The sequence below is a fragment of the Sarcina sp. DSM 11001 genome (genome assembly GCF_900101015.1).
Taxonomy (GTDB): domain Bacteria; phylum Bacillota; class Clostridia; order Lachnospirales; family Lachnospiraceae; genus CAG-791.
Window position 1 is genome coordinate 103,442 of record NZ_FNFZ01000006.1, and the last position, 21,068, is coordinate 124,509.

The following is a 21,068-nucleotide window of genomic DNA, read 5'->3' on the forward strand; positions in this document are numbered from 1 at the left end:
ACAGCTTCTGACTGTGGTAAAGAAGGAGAATAACGAATGGAGAACCTTCATAAGGATTATCGAGAGCATGGAACTCCGCCCGGGGGAGAGACAGCGGGACTGTCTCCGGAGGAGATCCGTGCGCTGATCCAGGAAAATGAGAACCTCAGGCAGGAGCTGCGGATACGGGACAATGATATCCTGAGCCATGACCAGGTTTTTGACTCTATTGTGTCAGGAACTCTTCACGTGATCCTGGTAATGTCTGTCACCACCTTTCGCGCGGAATTCATCACCTCAAACCTGGAAAATGCCCTGGGGGTTCAGACCGGGGAAGCCCTGGAGGATGTCCGAAGGATCAGTCCCGCTTTTGAAGACATTGAGAAATATGACAGGAGGGAAGAGACCTTTATCCACAGGACAAACGGGTCGCGCCGTCAGTATCTGATCTATGTGATCCATCTTCCCTATGGCAGGTCCGACCGGGTCGCGGTCGTTCTTTTGTGCACATCGAACGCGGCAAAGGGTGATCTGGAGGAAATGATGCTCCAGCAGACACAGGATATCAACCGTGCCGCTGGTTATTTCCTGGCCAGTATGTCGCATGATTTCCGGGTTCCGATAAGTTCCATCTCGGGTTTTGTCATGCTGCTGATGAAAAACGCGGAGAATCCCTCCAAGGTCAGGGAATATGCACACAGGATCGGGGTCGCCTGTCAGGAGATTATGGGGACTGTGGATCAGATCCTTGATATGAGCCGGATCGGGTCCGGTGATCTGAACATGGAGTCCGAGGAATTCGGACTGGGGCTGATGCTGGAGGAGGTCTCCACCATATTTTCCAGTCTGGCCAACGCCAGGAATCAGAAGTTTGTGTTTTCCACTAAGGGCATTGAGCATGATATCGTCCTGGGGGACAGATCCAGAATCATGGAAATGCTCCGCGGCGTGTTGTCCAATGCAGTCAAGTTTACCCCCTCGGGAGGCAGGGTGGAACTGACTGTCACCGGGACACCTGACCGGGAAGGCAGGGAGGTTGCCCTTACCTTTGAGGTCAGGGACACGGGGATCGGTATGGACAGAGAGTCTGTTGAATCATATTTCCGGAGCGAATCTTCCGAGGATGTGCGGAGCGAGCCCGGGCGCGGGACAGGAATCTGGCTGACCAGAAAGCTTGTCTCCATGATGGGTGGCACGATCTCTGCACAGAGTTTACCTGGAGAGGGGACGATCATCTGGATCCGTCTCCGCCTCAGTATGGTCAATGGGAGCGATCCCGATTTCTGGAATCAGAGAGGGATCCACCGTATGCTTATCGTCAACAGCAATCTTCAGGAGGGAGCAAGGATACGCAATCTGATGGAAAGCGCAGGGGTCGAGGCTCTGAGTATTTCCTCCGGATACGGGACGGTCAAGATGATCGAGCAGTCCAGCGCCGAGGAAATGGGATTTGACCTGATCCTGCTCGATGAAGATATTCAGGATCTGGAATGGCGGGAAGTGCTGGGAAATCTCCGCGCCATGTCCTGGATCAAAATGCCTGTGATCTTCCTGATGTCCGGACGCACTTCCATGGCCAGGGAGATCGAAGGGACGGGTGTAAGCCATGTCCTCCAGAAGCCGTTTTATTTCTCCGCGCTCCACAGACTGGCGGAACAGGCCTTTGAAGAACGGAAGGACGCCGGGCAGGCGGATGACCAGACAGATGATTATTCTCTGGAAGGACTCCGTTTCCTCGCGGCGGAAGACAATGCCATGAATGCAGATCTGCTCAAAGAGCTCCTGGAGATGTCGGGCGCCCGCTGTGAGATCGCCAGGAACGGCCGGGCTGCGCTGGCCATGTTCAGCAATTCCAGGCCGGGATATTATGATGCCATCCTGATGGATATCCAGATGCCGGTCATGGACGGCTGTACGGCTGCTTCCGCTATCCGGTCGCTTGACCGGGAGGACGCAAAGACCATCCAGATCTATGCGATGACGGCGGGGACCCTCGAGGAGGATGTGGCCAGATCATTTGAAGCCGGCATGAATGCGCATATTCCCAAGCCTGTGGATATCCATGTCATCAAGAATCATATCCGCAGGAAAAAGGATATCCGGTCCTGAGGGAAACCCGGAGTGGATCAAGGCTGCCAGGCTGCTCAGGGATATCAGGTCCAGGGGTGTCACGATCAGGATAACAGGCTCAGGATATCGGGATAAGGGATATCAGGCTCAGGATATCAGGATCAGGGGTATGAGGCTCAGGATTATCAGGAATGGAAGAGAAGGGCTTTTTTAAGAGACTTTTTGAAAAGATCAGGGAATGGTTTCTGCACCTGCTTCGGATCCTGTTTCCTCAGGATATCCTCGATGAGATCAGGGAGCGCGCAGGAAACAGGGAAGAAGGAAATGCGGCCGGGGGATCCGGTGCGGACACAGAAGACAGCGGATTGTCGGACATGGAGAGGAGGCAGATGATGGCGTCGCCCGTTACAAGGCTCCATTTGCGTTTTTTGGGACGCGTACAGGGCGTTGGATTTCGATACCAGTCAATGTATGCTGCCAGAAATTTCAATTTGACGGGCTGGGTGAAAAATATGCCGGACGGGAGTGTGGAAATGGAGGTCCAGGGACCTGAAGAAGCCATTGACTACATGCTCCTGCAGCTGCAGACCGGCAGATGGATCCGCATAGAACACATCGAAAAGAAGAAGCTGCCCCTGGTGCGGGAAGAGCGCGGATTCCAGGTAAGAGGGTATTAGTGTACTGATGTCCCATTTTCCCGCAGGCCGGATACTTTGTAATGTGTTGATGAAAAGACAAAGTAGAAAAGACCAAAGCGCCTCCAGCTTCGGTGCGGACGCTTTGGTCTTTTGTGTGTTACAATTCCTTATCAGTTCTTACAGGAATCAGTTTTTTACTGGAAAAAGTTTTTACAGGAAATAGATTTATTCCAGGAAAATAGTTTTTTTCCAGGGAAAATTTTTTCCAGAAAAATGGTTTTTACAGGATAAAGTTCTTTATAGAAAAAAATTCTTTATAGGGAAAAAAACAAGAAGAAAAGACAATACAAGGGAAAAGAAAAACGAGGAGAAGAGAAAATGAGTCACTCCGCGGCGCTGAGCACTCTCTGCTATATGGAAAAAGACGGAAAATATCTGATGCTGCACCGGACTGTCAAAAAAAATGATGTCAACAAGGACAAATGGATCGGTGTCGGGGGACATTTTGAGGCGGACGAGAGTCCCGAGGAGTGCCTGCTGCGGGAGGTCCGGGAGGAGACCGGCTACAGGCTGACCTCATGGCGGTTCCGGGGGATCGTGACCTTTGTCTCCGGGGACGGCGTCACAGAATATATGCACCTGTTTACAGCGGACGGCTTCGAGGGAGAACCCATCCTGTGCGATGAGGGACAGCTCGAGTGGGTGGACATCAGCCGGGTCTGGAACCTCAACATCTGGGAGGGTGACAAGATCTTTTTCAGGCTGATCGACGAAAATGAACCCTTCTTTTCCCTGAAGCTCGTCTATAACGGGAGCGGAGGACTGGTCTCTGCCGATCTGAACGGAAAACCCATGGAGCTTTTTGAGATCCTGAATGAGGACGGAACGAAGACGGGGCTGGTGCGGGAGCGCGGCGTCGCTCACCGGGAGGGGAGCCTCCACGGGACGGTGCATACCTGGATCGTGAGGCGGGCCGGGGAGGAACCGTCGGATCCGTCAGCTCCGGATGGAAACGAAGGGCGCTGGGAGGTCCTGCTGCAGAAACGCAGCGCTGTCAAGGACTCCAACCCGGGCTGCTATGATATCTCATCGGCGGGACACATCGCGGCCGGAGATGAGCCGCTGGGGGCTGCCCTGAGGGAACTGGAGGAGGAACTGGGCATTACTGCGGATCCGGCTGACCTGCATTATGTCGGAAAGCACCGCGGAGCCTTTGAGGCACCGTTTTACGGGCGGATGTTCAGGGACAATGAGCTCAGCAGCGTCTTTGTCATCACCAGGCGTTTTGATGACGACGATTTTTCCCTCCAGGAGGAGGAAGTGGAGTCTGTCCGCTGGATGGATTATGAAAAATGCCGTGAGGCGATCCATGCGGGTACCCTGCCCAACTGTATCTATGAAGATGAATTTGAGATGGTCGGCGCCTATCTGAAAGGACTGTGATCAAGGGATGTGATCAAGGGACGTGGTCAAGGGATGTGATCAAGGGATGTGATCAAGGGGTGTGATCAAGGAATGTGATCAGTACCTGAAAGGAACAGGACAGTACACTTATTTTTTAGAGAGAGGGAGAACATGGCTTTTACAACGTATTCCTACGAACAATTAGGCCTCAGGTCAGGTATGGAGCCATTGACTGAAAAAGAAAAAAAGATCCTGGAGGAATCCTGGGCTTCTGTGTTTGCGTCCGGGATTTTTCCCTGTATAGATGAGATGCTTTTTGCCCCTCTTTTCAGTGAGGGCAGATCCAGACGCAATGTGCCCGTCAATGTGCTTGTAGGTGCCTTGCTCCTGCAGGAACTGCGTCAGATGTCGGATGAGGATCTGGTGGAAGCGGCCATGTTCGATCTGCGGATCCGGACAGCCCTCCATATTACCCAGGCGGTCGGTCAGCCCTTCAGCCTGCGGACGATCCAGAGGTTCCGCACCCGCCTGAAACGTTATCGGGAAAAAACCGGCGAGGACCTGCTGGCAGAATGCCTGACCGGCATCAGCGGGAGTCTGTCTGCCTATATCCGCAGATTCGGAAAACACACACCTTATTATTCACTGACTGAGTTCTCCGGTCCTGTCCGTAAGGACGGCGCACTGGAAAACAGCGCGCAGGGAAATGGTGTGCAGGACAGCGAAACCGGCGGGGGGACTCCTGCGCAGGCAGACGCCAGAGACGTCAGGGGCTGGAAACCCGGGCAGACGGCCCCGGCTCTGATCGCCGCGCTGAGGGCAGGGATGGAGCGGATCTCCTGTTTTGATCCCGCTGTTATCGCGGATCCGGAGATCTTTGAGCAAAACCGCCTCCCGGCCCACTCGGACCATGTGTTTTTCGCGGATGAAAAGGAGCTTGCGGCAGGCGCGGATGAACCGGCCGGCACAGCGGTTCCTTCCGCGCTGCGCCTTTCCCTGAACGGCCTCTGGAAATTTTCCTATGCGGAGAGGCCCCAGGATGCCCCCCGGGGGTTTGAGGATGTCTCTTTTGACTGCCGGGAGTGGGCGGACATCAGGGTCCCCGCCCATATCCAGATGGAAGGCTATGATGTGCCCGCCTATATCAATTATCAGTATCCCTGGGACGGGCGCGAGGACATTGTGCCCGGAGAGATTCCGGCGCATTTTAATCCCACTGCGTCCTATGTGAAGTATTTTTCTCTCCCCGAAAAAATGAAGGGATATGTGGCGGGAGGGAGCCCTCTGTGCATCTCCTTCCAGGGCGTGGAGAGCGGCTTTGCCCTTTGGTGCAATGGAAACTATGTCGGCTACAGCGAAGACAGCTTCAGCCCTTCAGAATTTGACCTGACTCCCTTTGTCGACGTCAATGGGGAAAACAAGCTCGCCGTGCGCGTCTTTAAGTGGACGGCTTCGAGCTGGCTGGAGAGCCAGGATTTCTTCCGCTTCTCCGGGATCTTCCGGGATGTCTGGCTCTATACCCTGCCTCAGGCACATCTGTATGACCTTCGGATCCGGCCGCTGACCGACGAGACCCTGACGGAGGGAACTCTGGAGATCGGGGCGCAGATAAGGCTGTACGGGGAGGCGCTCCGGGTGCACAGGGCGCACTCTGCCTGCCGCGCACAAAAAAGAGATCAAAAAGAAAATCAAAAAGATAATCAAAAAGAAAAAGAACAGCCCTCTGCAGAACAGCCGTCCGCCCGCCTGCTCATGGCCTATAGTCTGGCCTTAGAAGGCAGTGTGGTGCTGCGCGGAGCTGTGCCGCTGCCGGACCTGCCGGATCCGGATCAGCTGCCGGGGCATATGGGTGAGAACGCAGATACAGAGGGAGGAAGCACCGGGCTCTCCCTTTCCCTTGTTGAAAAGATTGAAAAACCGGCCTTGTGGAGCGCCGAAGACCCTCAGCTTTATGACCTGACCCTGCGTCTGGTCTGTGAGGGACCGGCCGCCGGCGGGGATTCCGGTGAAGGGGCGGCTTTTCAGCAGATCCTTCTGGAGATTGTCCGCGAGAGGATCGGTTTCCGCAGATTTGAGATGAAGGACGGGCTGATGTGCCTGAACGGGAAGAGGATCGTTTTCCGCGGCGTGAACCGGCACGAATTTACCTGCGACAGCGGCAGGACTGTCCCGGCAGAGATCACCCGCCGGGACCTCATTCTGATGAAGCAGAACAATATCAACGCTGTCCGCACCTGTCATTATCCGAATGCCTCTGCCCTCTACCGCTTCTGTGATGAACTGGGGCTGTATCTGATCGCGGAAAACAACATGGAGTCCCATGCCAGCTGGGCGCCCGCTGAAGCGGGACTGCCTACTCCCGGCATTGTCCCCGGGGATGATGAGCGGTGGAGCGGGCTTCTGCTGGACCGCATCAATTCCTGCTATCAGAGAGACAAGAACCATCCCTCGATCCTGATCTGGTCCGTGGGCAACGAGTCCTTTGGAGGAACTGTGATCAGAGATATGGCAGACAGGTTCCGCGCCCTTGATCCCGACCGCCTCGTTCATTATGAGGGGATCTTCCACGACAGGACCTGGCCCCGATCCAGCGATATGGAGAGCCAGATGTATCCTTCCGCGGAGGCAATAGAGGAGTTTCTGAAGGAGCATACGGACAAACCCTTTGTCTGCTGCGAGTACACCCACGCCATGGGCAATTCCTGCGGCGGCATGCACCGCTACACGGACCTGTCCATCAGGGAGCCCCGTTATCAGGGCGGTTTTATCTGGGATTTTGTCGACCAGTCCATCCGCAGTACGAACCACTATGGAGAGGAATTCCAGGCTTATGGCGGAGATTTCGGCGAGAGGCCGACAGACTATGATTTTTCCGGCAACGGGATCGTGGACGGCACCCGCCGTCCCTATGCCGGCAAGATGCAGGAGGTCAGATACAACTACCAGGCCATCCGCTTCGAAACAGGCAGGGACTGTGTCCGGATCATGAACGACAATCTGTTTACCGGAACCGAAAGCTTTGACTGTACTGTCCTTCTGGAGATTGAAGGGGAAAAGGCTGCCGAAGCAGCGCTGGAAACGGCTGTCCCGGCGCTCTCGGAAGCTGTGTATCCCCTGCCGCAGGAGATTCTGCGCAGGATCTCTGAACTGGAAGAAGGATCAGGAAAACCGGCATCCACAGGAACCGGATCAGATATAGATACTGCAGACCAGGGTAGTGGAGAATCTGATACTGCGGTACCGGAATCCAAAGAAGCGAAAACTGCGGAACAGGTCGTGGATCCGGCACAGACAGACGCGGCAGAGAGCAAGGGACCGAAGGAATATGCCGTGACTGTCTCCATGCGCCTGCGCGAAGATTGTTCGTGGGCGTCAAAAGGCCACGAGATCGCGTTCGGGCAGGGAGTTTTTCTGACTGGTGAGACTGGTGAAACAACCGGGAAAAGCCCGGATAGTAATCCGGATAAGACCCGGTTCAAAGAAGAAGCCGGTTCTCCGGAAGATGCTCAGCCCAAAGAGGATGTCAGATTCCAGGAGGATGCTCAGTCCAAGGAGGATGTCGGATTCCCGGAGGATGCTCAGTCCAAAGAGGATGCCGGATCCCCGGAGGGTATAAAGCACGACCTTGTTTTTTCCGGTACAGACTGGCAGAGGACCATGGAAGTCCGGACATCGTCCGGCAGGATCAGGGTGACTCGCGGAAGCTTTAATATCGGGATCAGGGGAGACCACTATGATGCCCTGTTTTCTCTCCTGAAGGGAGGTCTCATTTCCTTCCGGAAAGGGGGCAATCCCTTTGCAGGTTACGGCACAGGCGGCCCTGCCCGTTTACCGGGTACAGGAAGTGGGAGATCTGCTGCCGGGATGGAGCTCTTTGAAAAAATGCCCCGTCCCTGTTTCTGGCGGGCACCCACCAGCAACGATGCGGGGAACCACATGGCTGCCGGCCACGGCGTCTGGAAGCTGGCAGAGGAATACCAGATCCCCCGCCCGGAGACCCTGCAGATTTTTACAGAGGACGATTCTGTCCTGCTGCAGATCCGATACGCCCTTCCCCTTCTTTTTTCACACAGTGTTTCAACAGAAGCCTGTCCGTCAGTGACTGTCGGATACCGTTTCTCTGACGACGGGAAACTTACACTTTCCATGGACTGGGATCCCGCTGAGTGGAAGGATATTGACGGGAATCTCATCGGCCGGGATCCTGCACAACCCGCAGCCGGGCTGCCTTCCATGCCTCTTTTTGGTTTCTCCTTCTGCCTCAATGCGGATCTGGACCGCTTTACCTATTATGGGAAGGGGCCGGCTGAGAATTACTCGGACCGGAACCGGGGCGCAAGATTGGGGATTTTTGAAAGCTCAGTGCGGGATAATATGTCCCCTTATCTCGTGCCTCAGGAGTGTGGAAACCGGACCGGCGTGCGCTGGGCGGAGGTGACAGATCGCTTCGGGCGGGGACTTCGCTTTTCAGCAGGCAAAGCACAGGGACTTAAAGAGACGGAAACCGTTTCCCGTCCCGGCATGGAGAATATTGATAAGGAGTCTGCCGTCGCGGGAGCTGTGGGGGCTTACAGGGAGCATCCCTGTATGGAGTTCTCAGCGCTGCCCTATACACCGCAGGAACTGGAAAACGCCGGCCACAGCTATGAACTTCCTCCTGTACATTACACACATGTGCGCTGCTGTCTGATGCAGATGGGAGTCGGAGGAGACGACAGCTGGGGAGCCCCGACCCTTCCGCAGTATTGCCTGCCGGCCGACAGGCCCCTGCACTTTGAGGTTGTGGCAGAGGGAATATAATGTCCTTCTTTGTCGGTCTTTAATGATTTCTGAGAAGAACGACAGAATTTTTACAAATACCAGGAGAAAAAAGTTTATGAAGGAACAGGAAAACACGACAGCCGCCGCTCAGACGATCGCGCTGGGCGCACTGATCGCCGCAATCTATGTTGTGCTTACAATGATCTTTGCGCCGATCTCCTTTGGCCCCATACAGGTCCGGATCGCGGAGTCGCTGACGGCCTTTCTCATGTTCACACCGGCAGCTGTCCCCGGGCTGTTTGTCGGATGTCTGATTGCGAATATTCTGGGCGGAGCAGTCCTTCCAGACGTTATTTTCGGGAGTCTTGCCACCTTGATCGGGGCGGTGCTCGGCCGGAAGCTCTTTGACAAACGCTGGTTGTTCCCGATCCCGATGGTCCTTTCCAATGCACTCATCATCCCCTTTGTACTCAGGTACGGCTACGCAGTAGAGATTCCGATCCCCCTGATGATGGTATACATAGCCGGAGGAGAAATCGTCGGATGTTATATTCTGGGGGAAATACTGGTCTCTGTGCTGCTTAAATATGGAAAGCGTATTGTAAGAAGCGGTGATGAATAAACAGAGCTTTCCTGTGGCTTTCCCGTGACTCTATTACAGCCGCGTGGAATTCACTATTCAAAAGAATATTAGGTCAAAAGGATATTAGGAGAATATTGTTATGGAGACAGTAGTTCTGAACAACGAAATGCAGCTGTCTTATCCCGACGGCTTTCATGTCATGAGCGAAGAGGAACTGAGCAAAATGACCTTTTACGGTGAAGCGCCCGGCTGGTGCATTTCTGACCCTGAAAGGCATATTGACCTTTCTGTCTCATGGAAAAAGACGAACGGACTGTTTGCGAAGATCCTGAACACCCGGGAGATCGCCAAAAATATGGAGGCCCAGATCAGAAAGCCCATGGGACAATATGGGTACCGGCTGGACAGCTTTCTTGAAAAAGAGCTCGGAGGCAGAAGAGCGGACGGTTATCTGTACGCTTATGAAGTGCAGGGGACAGGAATGGCAGGAGAGTCCCTGTACCTCAAAAACAGAAATACCTTTTATTATATTCACTGCTATTTCAGGGACGCCCTCAGGGACGCCAGCCTGCCCGTCCTGGACGAGATCTTCGGAACCGTGAACTGGAAATAGGAGAGAGTCCTGCACAAGGACCAAAACCTTTTTAACATTTTTATTAAAGGAGGATGAACATGAACGAGAAAGAAATCATTCTGGAAGCAATGAAAAAAGCGGGAGAGCCCCTGAATGCAGGAAAGGTCGCGGAGCTGACCGGTCTTGACCGGAAGGTTGTTGACAAGGCTTTTGCTGCCATGAAGAAGGAAGGCTCCATCGTATCACCCGTCCGCTGCAAATGGGAACCTGCTGAAAAGTAATGGTTCAGAGAGGGCTGCTGATGACAGAATCAGCAGCCCTCGTTTACAGCTGCCAGGTATTTTTACAAACTCTGAATATAGGCCGCACTGAATAAAAAGAAAAAAATAAGAAGGAATAAAAAAGGCTTAATTCAGAGCCTGTACGTATGGCAGCGGGAGGATAGAGCAAATGGACAGATATATACTTGCATCGCAGTCTCCAAGGAGAAGGGAGCTTCTGCATATGGTGCTCAGTGAATACGAGGTGATCCCTGCCCGGGGAGAAGAGACTGTCAACAGTACGGATCCTGCGGAGGCAGTGAAGGAGCTCTCTTTTCAGAAGGCAATGGAGGTGTCCCGCATAGTAAAGCCGTGCGAGGGGGATCGAATCATTGTCATCGGCGCGGATACTGTCGTCGCGGCGGATGGAAGGATCCTCGGGAAACCGGCTGACCGGGCGGACGCGGCGCGCATGATCGGACTGCTGCAGGGCAGGGAGCACCATGTGTATACCGGCGTGACCGTGTGCTGCGTACAGCAGTCAAAAGACATCCGCCATTTTTCCTTTTATGAAGAGACGGCTGTCGATGTCTATCCCATGAACCGGGGGGAGATCGAAGGGTATATCTCCCTGCAGGAGCCTTACGACAAAGCGGGAGCCTATGGAATCCAGGGCGCCTTTTCAGTTTTTATCCGCGGGATCCGCGGAGATTATAATAATGTCGTCGGACTGCCTGTCGCGAGAATGTACCATGAGATGGCTTCACGGGGGCTGTTGTAAGAACTTTCAGGATCACTGATTGACCGGCCTTAACATAACCTTCACAAAAAAAGAAGAAAAGGGGCTGTTGCATTAGCAGAAAAGCATATCAAACGATACTTTTCTCTTAATGCACCAGCCCTTTTTGCTGATCTCAATAGTCCTCAAGGAAAGTGTTTCCCTGACTGTCACATCCTGCAGAACGTATCAGATCTCAATAGTCCTCAAGGAAAGTGTGTTTTTCCCCGTGGATCTTGTAGCCGAGAACTTTGTTGAGGACGACATTTTCCGTGGCGCGGAAGAGGTTGGCCTCGACCTGGGGAATGGTTTCCGAGAGTTCGGCGATGAGTTTTTTTGTCTCCAGACGTTTGGAGGCGGAGGGCTCGTGACAGTCGAACCCTTTTTCCTTCTCCAGCATTTCCGTGAAGCGGCAGGCGCACTGCAGGAACCGCAGTCCGTTGTCGTCGCGCCAGCGGCAGATGTCTTTTTCGCGGATGAGATACATGGGACGGATGAGTTCCATTCCCTCGAAATTTGTGCTCCTGAGTTTGGGCAGCATAGCCTGATACTGGCCGGAGTAGAGCATGCCCATGAGGATGGTCTCGATGGCGTCGTCAAAGTGGTGGCCCAGGGCGATCTTGTTGCAGCCATGCTCCTTCGCGAAGCGGTAGAGATAGCCGCGGCGCATGCGGGCGCAGAGATAGCAGGGGGATTTTTCGATAGTGGAAACGGCGTCAAAGATATTGGTGCTGCAGAATTCGATCGGGATTCCCAGGAGCCCGGCATTGGACTCGATCAGTGACCGGTTCGCAGGCAGATAGCCCGGGTCCATGCATAGAAAGACGAGCTCAAACGGGAACTTGTTGTGCCGTTTGAGCTCCTGGAAAAGCTTGGCCATGAGCATGGAATCCTTACCGCCTGAAATACAGACGGCAATGCGGTCGTTCTCACTTACCAGTTCATACCGGACGACCGCTTTTTCAAAGCGGCCGACCAGGTCATGTTTGTATTTCTTGCGCAGTTTTTTTTCTATCTCATCTCTGCGCTCCTGAAGATCTTCTGAATAAGTTATTTCCATGTTTCTCTGTTCAAAGTTCAAAGAGGATATTTCCTGATCACCAGTCACTTTCCTGCTCGGTGTATTTTTCATCGCAGTATTCACAGCGATAGATCTTGCGCCGGGAATCGGCCAGGTAGAACATGTGCTGGATCCCCTGTTCGATCGTCGTAATGCAGCGGGGATTGTTGCATTTGATGACATTTTTGATCTCTTTGGGGAGAGGGACACGCTTTTTTTCGATCAGTTCGCCGTCTTTAATGATATTGACGGTGATGTCAGGATCAATGAAGGCAATGACATCGAGATTAATACTGTCTGCATCGGTTTCGATCTTGACAATGTCTTTTTTTCCCATGGCATTGCTGCGGGCGTTTTTGATGATCGCAACAGGGCATTCCATTTTGCTCAGTTCCATGTGATGGTAAATGGACATGCCTCTCCCGGCATGGATGTGGTCAAGCACGATGCCGTTTTCAATTTTTCCTACATTCAGCATATCATAGACCTCCTGTGATTAGGACTTGCCGCAGTATCGTAGATTTATTCCGAGATTTATTCATAACAAAGCAGGTTATAACAATGCATCGTACAGCTGCTCATTGCAATGAAGCAGTTTAGAACATATTGCAATTGCGGAGCTTCAATCTTTGCGGGCTTAATCATTGTCGCAGGTCGTCGTGCCGTCCTCATTGACATGGATCCCGAGAAGGGTGAGGATGAGGGCCATGCGGACATAAACTCCGTACTGGACCTGGCGGAAATAAGCGGCCCGGGGATCATCGTCTACTTTGACAGAGATCTCGTTGACGCGGGGGAGGGGATGCAGGACGAACATGTCGTTCTTTGCCTTGCGCATGATCCTGGGGGTCAGAATGTAAAAATCTTTCAGGCGGACATAGTCTTCTTCGTTAAAAAAGCGCTCTCTCTGCACGCGGGTCATGTACAGGATATCGAGACGGCCGATGACATCGTCCAGCTTGATGAATTCCTCGTACTGGATCCCCTTTTCATCGAGCATATCGGTGACATAATCGGGTACACGCAGTTCGTCCGGGGAGATAAAGATAAAGCGGATATCCTGGTAACGGGACATGGCGAAGATCAGCGAGTGGACAGTGCGGCCGAATTTCAGGTCGCCGCAGAGGCCGATCGTCATGTTGTTGAGCCTTCCCGTGAGGGAACGGATGGTGAGCATGTCCGTCAGGGTCTGGGTGGGATGCTGGTGGCCGCCGTCCCCGCAGTTGATGATCGGGATCCGTGAGAACTGTTTGGCTACCATGGCGGCGCCTTCCTTGGGATGGCGGATGGCGGCGATATCCGCGAAGCAGGAGATGGTGCGGATAGTGTCCGCAACGCTCTCTCCCTTGGAGACAGAGGAACTGTTGGCATCGGAGAAGCCCATCGTGGAACCGCCCAGATTCAGCATGGCGGTCTCAGTGGAAAGCCGCGTGCGGGTGGAAGGCTCGTAGAAGAGTGTTGCGAGCTTTTTGCCCCGGCAGGCGTTCGCGTACTTGGGTCGGTTCGCCTCAATGTCGGCCGCGAGGTCAAAAAGCCGGTCCAGTTCTGCAGTGGAAAAGTCAGTTGGTGACAGAATGTGGCGCATAGTCGATCCTTTCCAATCATCATGATTTTTAAAAAACATGGAAAACTGGTACATGGTAAAAAAGAGCGTGTTTACAGTTCCCTTGAGACAGCGGGTAAAAACCCGCAGCCTGGTCCGTCATCCTGCGGCAGTCCCGAACTATTGGTCAGGCCATTTTCCTGGTCAGACCATTGTATCGGTCAGGCCATTGGTTCAAAGGCGATTTCCTTTGCCTGCAGGAATTTCCGGACGGTCTTGTCCCACAATATATCAGCATTTTTATTCAGCGTAAAGCTTTTCATGGAAATTCCTGTGAGAATAGAAACCTCGGAATCCCTGTAGCTGACCGTCAGGACAAAGGAGCCGACACAGTCCAGAAGCTCCCTGTCCCCTTCCTTCTCGAGCATGGCTTTTGTGTATTCCGGCTTGAGCAGGAGGACAAAGCGGAAAAAGACAGGCGGCCTTTTTCCGCGGATCAGCTCGCGCAGGGAGGGACGGATCTCGCTCCATGCGACGTGGTCGTAGGGAAGCAAGGCAGGGTCATCCCGGATCTCCTTCTCAAAAAAGTCCTTCTGCACCTTTCCGTCCACCGTCCAGGTGACCGCCGTCTGCAGAGTTCCTTCCGCGAGGAGAAACGAGTCGAATGTATTGCGTGAGAACAGCCCGGACATAAAACTGCCGAGGCTGCTGATTCTGAGTGAGATCATGTCCCTGCCTCTCGTTTTTATTTTTCATCTATGATTTCGCAGTTTACGGGGGTATGAAAGGTACTTCTTTCTGACAGGTACTTCTTTTAACAGGTACGCCTTATAAAAAAACGATAGAAACCATGACTGAGCGCAGTAGTACAATGAAGCCGATCTGCAGCACCAGGATCAACGGGAGCCCGAAGCGGAATTTTGCCATGCGGATCTTGTGGTGGAAGAGAAACATACCCACGATAGAACCGATACTGCCTCCGATGATGGCGACAGTGAAAAGTACAGCCTCCGGAATGCGGAAGCGGCGCTCCATGGCCCGGATCTTGTCGGAAGCCATCGTCGCGATCCCCATAAAGTTGATGAAAATTAAATATAAAATAAGAATGATTCTTGCAAGCATTCAGATCCTCCATATCAGCTGTCAGTGCGTTATTCATAACGCGGCCGGCTTCCTGAAGCCGGCTTTTTCCTATTTTAATAGCTGATGAGTGCAGACGCAAGAGAAACATTTTTCGAAAAACTGACAATAAATTTGTCGCTACAGTACACGCCCTATCGAGGGCGTGTACTGTAGCTTGCGAAAATCCCATTCCAAATCGCTTCGCGATGGGATTTTCGCCGTAAAACTCGGGTTTTTCGCGAAAAAGCCGCGAAAAACACCTCGAGTTTCGAGGGAGTCTGTACTGTAACAATTTGTCAATAAATGTGTCAATATCTTCGTCAGCATCTGCGGCGGATAAACGGGGGAGCCGGGAGCATTTTCCCTGAGTATTGATATATTTTTTCCGTTTATTGAAAATCTGTACAGGAATCGTTTAAAAATCGTATGAAAATCATCAATTACCGTCTGTTCCAGATCAGAAAAAAAGTGTAAACTCTTTCAGTGAATAATTTATTCCAATCTGTCTTTAGGCAAGTAAAGACAGAAGAAACCCGCCAAAAGGCCATTACAGGAGAAGTATGCTTATGAGCAGACTGAGTATTGACACACAAAATACCGCCGACAAGACGGTAGAGGAGCTTTATAAGGACCTGGAGCGGCGTGTACAGGCCAGCCAGCCGGGACTCTGTCCGGTGGACCTTGCAGCTTCTTTCCTCAAGACCTGCTACGCGCAGTCCTGCGGAAAGTGCGTTCCCTGCCGCGTCGGACTTGGACAGCTTGAAAAAATGCTTGCCGAGGTCCTGGACGGACCTGCGAGACCGGAGCTTCTGGACATCATCGAGCGCACGGCACAGAGTATCTATTTCACTGCGGACTGCGCGATCGGTTCGGAAGCCGCCAGGATGATCCTGAAGGGGGTTCGCGGATTCCGCGAGGATTATATCGAGCACATCGAACACGGCAGATGCAAGGGCAAACACAACCAGCCCGTGCCCTGTGTGGCACAATGTCCCGCGCATGTGGACATCCCCGGCTACATCGCCCTGATCCACGAGGAGCGCTACACCGACGCGGTGCAGCTGATCCGCAAGGACAATCCCTTCCCGTCGGTCTGCGGCCTGATCTGCGAGCACCCCTGCGAGGTACGCTGCCGCAGGACTCTGGTGGACGACGCGGTCAACATCCGCGGCCTCAAGCGCTACGCCTGCGACCATTCGGGTGAACTCCCGGTACCGGAGATCTCGCCTTCGACAGGCAAAAAAGTCGCTGTCATCGGCGGTGGTCCCTCCGGACTTTCCGCAGCCTTTTACCTGTCGATCATGGGTCACGAAGTGACCGTCTATGAGCAGCGCAAACAGCTGGGCGGTATGCTCCGCTACGGCATCCCCAACTACCGCCTGCCCCGGACAGCCCTCAACCGGGAGATCGACAACATGAAAAAGGTCGGCTTCAAGACGATCTGCAATGTCAGCGTCGGCAGGGACATTTCCTGGAAAGATATCCGGGACCAGAATGATGCCGTCTACGTTGCCATCGGCGCGCATACAGGAAGCAAAATGAACATCGAGGGAGACGACGCGGAAGGAATCATCTCCGCAGTCGATATCCTGAGGGGCATCGGCGATGACTCCTATCCGGATTTCACTGGACAGGACGTCGCGGTCGTCGGCGGCGGTAATGTTGCCATGGACGTCGCCAGGACTGCCATCCGCTGCGGCGCCAAGACCGTCCGGGTACTCTACAGAAGAAGGATCGCGGATATGACCGCCCTGCCCGAGGAAATCCACGGCGCCATCGAGGACGGCTGCGAGATCTCCGAGCTCCTGGCTCCCCTCCGCATTGAAAAGAACAGAGAAGGAAAGATCACAGCCATCTGGGTGCGCCACCAGATCTCCGGCCCCATGGTCGACGGCAGACCCACCATCGTTGAGTCCAGAGAGCTGGAGGATGTCCGGATCGGGTGCGACGTGCTCCTGGTCGCGGTCGGTCAGGGTATCGATTCCCGGAAGTTCGGCGACTACGGCATCCCCCTCAAGAGAGGACGCATCGACGCCCGCGACACCAGTGATTTCAAGAACATAGAGGGTGTCTTTGCAGGCGGCGACTGTGTGACCGGACCCGCTACCGTCATCCGCGCGATCGCGGCGGGCAAGGTGGCGGCCGCTAATATCGATGAATACCTGGGCTTTAACCATGTGATCAAGGCCAACATCGATCTTCCTCAGGTCCGTTTCGACGACCACAAGCCCTGCGGGCGTGTCAACCTGCGTGAGAGACCCGCACAGATCCGCAAACACGATTTCGAGCTGATGGAGACCGGCATGACCCACGAAGAAGCCTGGCAGGAATCCAGCCGGTGCCTGCGCTGCGACCATTTCGGCTACGGTGTCTTTAAAGGAGGGAGGGAAGTTCAATGGTAAATGTGATCATCAACGGCAGAGCCGTCAAAGTGCCGGAGAAGACGACCATCCTGGAGGCCGCGGAGAAAGCCGGTGTCCGGATCCCTACTCTCTGTTATCTGAAGGACCTCAATGAGATCGGTGCCTGCCGGATCTGCGTCGTGGAGGTGGAGGGCTATGAGCGCCTCTTCACAGCCTGCAACAATCCGGTAGCCGACGGAATGGTCATCCACACCAACTCAAAGAAAGCGAGAGAGGCCAGAAAGATCAATGTCGAGCTGATCCTCTCCCAGCACAATACCAACTGTGCCGTATGTTCCCGCAACTGGAACTGCACCCTGCAGAAGGTCGCCAATGACCTGAACATCCACTGGATCCCCTTCGAAAAGGACCTGCCCAGGATCTCCAGGACGGACTATCACTTCCCCCTGATCCGCGAGTATGACAAGTGCATCAAGTGCATGCGCTGCATCCAGATCTGCGACAATGTGCAGACCACAGGCATCTGGGATGTTTTGAACACCGGTTCCAGGACTACGGTCGATGTGGGCGGTGTCTACCGTCTGGAGGACTCCAAGTGTGTGCTCTGCGGCCAATGTATCACCCACTGTCCTGTCGGCGCGCTCCGTGAGCGCGATGATCTCGACCGGGTGCTCCTCGCACTCGAGGATCCGGACATCATCACGGTCATCCAGGTGGCACCTTCGATCCGCACTGCCTGGGGTGAGGGCTTCGGCCTCAAACCGGAGTTCGCGACCTACCGCCGCCTGGTCTCGCTCCTCAAGAACATCGGCTTCGATTATGTCTTTGACACCAACTTCTCCGCAGACCTGACCATCATGGAGGAGGCCAGCGAGTTCCTCGAGAAGGTCAAAAAAGCGGCAGAGACAAAGGACACCGGAGCGGAAGAGAAATTCCCTATGTTCACCTCCTGCTGCCCCGGCTGGGTGCGGTTCTGCAAGGCGAACTATCCCGAGTTCGTGGACCAGCTCTCGACCTCCAAGTCGCCGCAGCAGATGTTCGGCGCCATCTCCAAGAGCTACTACGCTAAGCTCCTGAACGTGGATCCCTCCAAGATCTTCGTCATTTCTGTCATGCCCTGCCTGGCCAAGAAGGCGGAGTGCGCCTACCCGACCATGGTCGATGACCAGGGTTCACCGGAAGTGGATGTCTCCATCACGAACCGAGAGCTTGTCCGCCTGATCCGCCTGGAGAACCTCAATCCCGCGGAGTTCCCGGAGTCCGAGCCGGATATGCCTCTCGGCGTCGGTTCCGGCGCGGGCAACATTTTCGGCGCGACTGGAGGCGTCATGGAGGCCGCTCTCAGAAGCGCCTACAACTTTGTCACCGGCGAGAATCCCGCTCCCGATACCTTCAGTGACGTCCGCGGCATGGACGGCTGGAAGGAGCAGGTTTTCGACCTGGCGGGCACACCGCTCAAGGTCGCGGTCGTCAACGGTCTGGGCAATGCCAGAAAGCTCCTCAACGAGCTGAAAAAGGGCCGCGTCTCCTACGACTTCGTAGAAGTTATGGCCTGCCCCGGAGGCTGCGTCGGCGGCGGCGGACAGCCTATCCACGACGGCATCGAGATGGCGGCGGACCGCGCCAAAGTCCTTTATCGCCAGGACGCCGGCATGGAGCTTCGCTTCAGCCACGAGAACCCCTCCATCAAGGCGGTCTACGAAGACTTCCTGGGCGAGCCCCTCTCCGACCTGTCCGAGCACCTGCTCCACACCGACCACCACGGCTGGAAGATGCCGGGAGAGGAGTGAAGATTCCTCGATAAAGAGCCACAGGCCTGTGATGCCTGCATCCTGATGATGCCATTCGCGGCTGCAGGTGATGGCGAAGCGGAAACATCGCCGCACCGGCGCTGTCAGGGAGTCGATGTGAACCCATCGGCGACTGACGGCACACTGGAAGTTCCGGCTGAAACTGCAGCGTCAGGAACCTGAGCCAATCTGAGTCACATAAAAAAGCAGGCGCAAAATGCGCCTGCTTTTTAATTAAGAGAATGTTTTTAAGACGTTTTGTTTTTGTCAGATACCCGGTCTCCAACAGGGCAGACCAGAGGTTGTCGCCGTTTTCATAGATGCGGTGGTACGGCAGGTTTTCGTTTATCAGGCATTCGATGCTCTCCCCTGCGAGGAGCCGCTCAAAGGATTCATTGGCATCCGTTGTTTTGCCTAAAAAACCGTGGATCATGGCAGGCGCGGGAATATCCGAATACAGGTCCAGGTATGTCCGGATACAGGCTCTGGCAGCTTCAGATCCAGGGCTTACAGTATCCCCATTTCCTGCATCTTCATGGCGCGAACCTTGGTGGAGAGACCGAAGAGGGTGATGAAGCCCTCGGCATCGTGATGGTCGTAGAGGTCGCCGGTGGTGAAGGAGGCGAGGCTCTCGCTGTAGAGGGAGTAAGGGGAAGTCGTGCCGGCCTTGATGATGTTGCCCTTGTAGAGACCCATCTTTACTTCACCGGTGACGTATTTCTGGGTGGACTCGATGAAGGCCTGCTCCGCCTCGCGAAGAGGGGTGAACCACTTGCCTTCGTAGACGAGGGAAGCGAATTTGTGGCCGATATCGTCCTTCATGGCGTAGGTGTCGCGGTCGAGGATGAGCTCCTCGAGCTGCTGGTGGGCCTCCATGAGGATGGTCCCGCCGGGAGTCTCATAGATGCCGCGGGACTTCATGCCGACGACACGGTTTTCCACGATATCGACGATGCCGATGCCGTTCTCGCCGCCCAGCTTGTTGAGCTTGCGGATGATATCGGAGACCTTCATAGCCTCGCCGTTGAGAGTCTTCGGTACGCCGGCCTCAAAGGTCAGGGTGATGTAAGTGATCTCATCGGGAGCCTTCATGGGAGTCTGGCTCAGGACCAGGAGATGGTCATAGTTGGGAGCGTTTGCGGGATCCTCGAGCTCGAGGCCTTCGTGGCTGATGTGCCAGAGGTTCCGGTCACGGCTGTAGCTGCTGTCGGCGGAGAAGGGAAGCTCGATGCCGTGCGCCTTGCAGTACGCGATCTCGGATTCACGGGAGTCCATGGTCCACTTGGGGCTTCTCCAGGCAGCGATGATATTGAGGTCGGGAGCCAGAGCCTTGATGCCCATCTCGAAACGGATCTGGTCATTGCCCTTGCCGGTCGCGCCGTGGCAGATCGTGGTCGCGCCTTCCTTGCGGGCGATCTCGACAAGCTTCTTGGCGATCAGAGGACGTGCCATGGAAGTACCCAGCAGATACTTGTTTTCATAGACGGCATGAGCCTGTACGCAGGGGACAATATACTCATCGGCAAACTCATCACATACATCCAGAATGTAGAGCTTCTCGGCGCCGCAGTATTTTGCGCGTTCCTCGAGATGATCCAGCTCCTCCTCCTGTCCGCAGTCGATACAGACGCAGACGACGTCAAAACCGTAGTTTTCCTTCAGCCAGGGAATGATCGCCGTAGTGTCCAGACCGCCGCTGTATGCCAAGATGACTTTTTCGTTTGCTGTGCCCATGATAAATGACCTCCTGATTACTTTCTTTGAACATTTCTGTTCTCTGTTTCATTTCTGTTCTTTGATTAATCCTGTTAAAGTTTAATCCTGTTAGATTTCTTGTTTTTCAGTCCTTTTTATTCAGACCGCGATGTTTGACGCGATGATCCTCATCTGATCTGTGCGGATTTTGTAAAAGGGATATCCGCTGAACGAATACAACTATACAACTTTCGTATGTTGATTGCAAGCCCTAAATTGTGAATATTTTTATGAATATTGCATATTTTATGCATATTTCTAAAAATTTATGCAAAAATACTGGACTTACATGAATAATAGGTGTATGTTATTGAAAGCGTTGATGTCATGGCTGAATAAAACGGATGTTCAATCCGGCTCTTCAATCCGGGTATGTCCGGGTTTTTCA

At 54.0% G+C, this 21,068-nt stretch carries 16 protein-coding genes; 10 read left to right on the forward strand and 6 right to left on the reverse strand.

Features of this window, described 5'->3' with window-relative positions; genetic code table 11:
• Positions 1-36: 36 nt before the first annotated feature.
• The 8 genes from BLT02_RS04555 (at position 37) to BLT02_RS04610 (ending at position 11,050) form a co-directional block, all read left to right on the forward strand.
• On the forward strand, positions 37-2,088 hold the full coding sequence (locus BLT02_RS04555) for an ATP-binding response regulator (protein ID WP_092992020.1): 2,052 nt from the start codon (positions 37-39) through the stop codon (positions 2,086-2,088).
• A 152-nt stretch (positions 2,089-2,240) separates the two neighbouring features.
• Positions 2,241-2,726 (forward strand): acylphosphatase, encoded by a 486-nt coding sequence (locus tag BLT02_RS18190; RefSeq protein ID WP_347474893.1) that lies wholly within the window; start codon positions 2,241-2,243, stop codon positions 2,724-2,726.
• Between the two features lie 339 nt (positions 2,727-3,065).
• A complete protein-coding gene (locus tag BLT02_RS04570) occupies positions 3,066-4,130 on the forward strand; it encodes an NUDIX domain-containing protein (RefSeq protein WP_092992024.1) in 1,065 nt (354 codons plus the stop codon).
• A 132-nt stretch (positions 4,131-4,262) separates the two neighbouring features.
• Positions 4,263-8,891 carry a glycoside hydrolase family 2 TIM barrel-domain containing protein gene (locus BLT02_RS17720; protein WP_242869696.1) on the forward strand — a complete coding sequence of 1,543 codons (4,629 nt, stop codon included), beginning with the start codon at positions 4,263-4,265 and terminating at the stop codon, positions 8,889-8,891.
• A gap of 76 nt (positions 8,892-8,967) precedes the next feature.
• Positions 8,968-9,474, forward strand: coding sequence for a QueT transporter family protein (locus tag BLT02_RS04595; protein ID WP_092992109.1), 507 nt, complete (start codon positions 8,968-8,970; stop codon positions 9,472-9,474).
• A gap of 100 nt (positions 9,475-9,574) precedes the next feature.
• Entirely contained in the window at positions 9,575-10,048 is a 474-nt protein-coding gene (locus BLT02_RS04600; RefSeq protein WP_092992027.1) for a hypothetical protein, read from the forward strand.
• Between the two features lie 59 nt (positions 10,049-10,107).
• The gene (locus BLT02_RS04605) at positions 10,108-10,290 is read left to right on the forward strand and encodes a transcriptional regulator (protein ID WP_092992029.1); all 183 of its coding nucleotides are present in this window, start codon (positions 10,108-10,110) and stop codon (positions 10,288-10,290) included.
• A 169-nt stretch (positions 10,291-10,459) separates the two neighbouring features.
• Complete coding sequence (locus tag BLT02_RS04610; RefSeq protein ID WP_092992031.1) at positions 10,460-11,050, forward strand: Maf family protein; 591 nt, start codon at positions 10,460-10,462, stop codon at positions 11,048-11,050.
• 193 nt (positions 11,051-11,243) lie between these two features.
• Here BLT02_RS04610 and BLT02_RS04615 read toward each other — a convergent pair whose 3' ends face one another.
• The 5 genes from BLT02_RS04615 to BLT02_RS04635 form a co-directional block, all read right to left on the reverse strand.
• A complete protein-coding gene (locus BLT02_RS04615; RefSeq protein ID WP_347474894.1) occupies positions 11,244-12,107 on the reverse strand; it encodes a tRNA 2-thiocytidine biosynthesis TtcA family protein in 864 nt (287 codons plus the stop codon).
• A 37-nt stretch (positions 12,108-12,144) separates the two neighbouring features.
• Positions 12,145-12,585, reverse strand: coding sequence for an aspartate carbamoyltransferase regulatory subunit (locus BLT02_RS04620; protein ID WP_092992035.1), 441 nt, complete (start codon positions 12,583-12,585; stop codon positions 12,145-12,147).
• 159 nt (positions 12,586-12,744) lie between these two features.
• Complete coding sequence (gene pyrB, locus BLT02_RS04625) at positions 12,745-13,692, reverse strand: aspartate carbamoyltransferase (protein WP_092992037.1); 948 nt, start codon at positions 13,690-13,692, stop codon at positions 12,745-12,747.
• A 179-nt stretch (positions 13,693-13,871) separates the two neighbouring features.
• Entirely contained in the window at positions 13,872-14,378 is a 507-nt protein-coding gene (locus tag BLT02_RS04630; RefSeq protein ID WP_092992039.1) for a DUF5721 family protein, read from the reverse strand.
• Positions 14,379-14,478: 100 nt separating this feature from the next.
• Entirely contained in the window at positions 14,479-14,772 is a 294-nt protein-coding gene (locus BLT02_RS04635) for a DUF1294 domain-containing protein (protein WP_092992041.1), read from the reverse strand.
• A 566-nt stretch (positions 14,773-15,338) separates the two neighbouring features.
• Here BLT02_RS04635 and BLT02_RS04640 point away from each other — a divergent pair.
• Positions 15,339-17,174: an NAD(P)-binding protein gene (locus tag BLT02_RS04640; RefSeq protein ID WP_092992043.1), complete on the forward strand. Its 1,836-nt coding sequence runs from the start codon at positions 15,339-15,341 to the stop codon at positions 17,172-17,174.
• Positions 17,168-18,925 carry a [FeFe] hydrogenase, group A gene (locus BLT02_RS04645; protein WP_092992045.1) on the forward strand — a complete coding sequence of 586 codons (1,758 nt, stop codon included), beginning with the start codon at positions 17,168-17,170 and terminating at the stop codon, positions 18,923-18,925. The genes BLT02_RS04640 and BLT02_RS04645 overlap by 7 nt, the downstream gene beginning before the upstream one ends.
• Positions 18,926-19,432: 507 nt before the next feature.
• On the opposite strand, the gene BLT02_RS04650 is transcribed toward BLT02_RS04645, so the two are convergent.
• Entirely contained in the window at positions 19,433-20,659 is a 1,227-nt protein-coding gene (locus BLT02_RS04650; protein ID WP_092992047.1) for an argininosuccinate synthase, read from the reverse strand.
• Between the last annotated feature and the right edge of the window lie 409 nt (positions 20,660-21,068).

What these genes read in the sequence shown, in the direction of transcription:
- BLT02_RS04630 (WP_092992039.1), bottom strand. Translation starts at nt 14,378, where the DNA reads ATGATCTCACTCAGAATCAGCAGCCTCGGCAGTTTTATGTCCGGGCTG.
- BLT02_RS04595 (WP_092992109.1), top strand. Translation starts at nt 8,968, where the DNA reads ATGAAGGAACAGGAAAACACGACAGCCGCCGCTCAGACGATCGCGCTG.
- BLT02_RS04650 (WP_092992047.1), bottom strand. Translation starts at nt 20,659, where the DNA reads ATGGGCACAGCAAACGAAAAAGTCATCTTGGCATACAGCGGCGGTCTG.
- BLT02_RS04615 (WP_347474894.1), bottom strand. Translation starts at nt 12,107, where the DNA reads ATGGAAATAACTTATTCAGAAGATCTTCAGGAGCGCAGAGATGAGATA.
- BLT02_RS04570 (WP_092992024.1), top strand. Translation starts at nt 3,066, where the DNA reads ATGAGTCACTCCGCGGCGCTGAGCACTCTCTGCTATATGGAAAAAGAC.
- BLT02_RS04635 (WP_092992041.1), bottom strand. Translation starts at nt 14,772, where the DNA reads ATGCTTGCAAGAATCATTCTTATTTTATATTTAATTTTCATCAACTTT.
- BLT02_RS04645 (WP_092992045.1), top strand. Translation starts at nt 17,168, where the DNA reads ATGGTAAATGTGATCATCAACGGCAGAGCCGTCAAAGTGCCGGAGAAG.
- BLT02_RS04640 (WP_092992043.1), top strand. Translation starts at nt 15,339, where the DNA reads ATGAGCAGACTGAGTATTGACACACAAAATACCGCCGACAAGACGGTA.
- BLT02_RS04620 (WP_092992035.1), bottom strand. Translation starts at nt 12,585, where the DNA reads ATGCTGAATGTAGGAAAAATTGAAAACGGCATCGTGCTTGACCACATC.
- BLT02_RS17720 (WP_242869696.1), top strand. Translation starts at nt 4,263, where the DNA reads ATGGCTTTTACAACGTATTCCTACGAACAATTAGGCCTCAGGTCAGGT.
- BLT02_RS04600 (WP_092992027.1), top strand. Translation starts at nt 9,575, where the DNA reads ATGGAGACAGTAGTTCTGAACAACGAAATGCAGCTGTCTTATCCCGAC.
- pyrB (WP_092992037.1), bottom strand. Translation starts at nt 13,692, where the DNA reads ATGCGCCACATTCTGTCACCAACTGACTTTTCCACTGCAGAACTGGAC.
- BLT02_RS18190 (WP_347474893.1), top strand. Translation starts at nt 2,241, where the DNA reads ATGGAAGAGAAGGGCTTTTTTAAGAGACTTTTTGAAAAGATCAGGGAA.
- BLT02_RS04605 (WP_092992029.1), top strand. Translation starts at nt 10,108, where the DNA reads ATGAACGAGAAAGAAATCATTCTGGAAGCAATGAAAAAAGCGGGAGAG.
- BLT02_RS04555 (WP_092992020.1), top strand. Translation starts at nt 37, where the DNA reads ATGGAGAACCTTCATAAGGATTATCGAGAGCATGGAACTCCGCCCGGG.
- BLT02_RS04610 (WP_092992031.1), top strand. Translation starts at nt 10,460, where the DNA reads ATGGACAGATATATACTTGCATCGCAGTCTCCAAGGAGAAGGGAGCTT.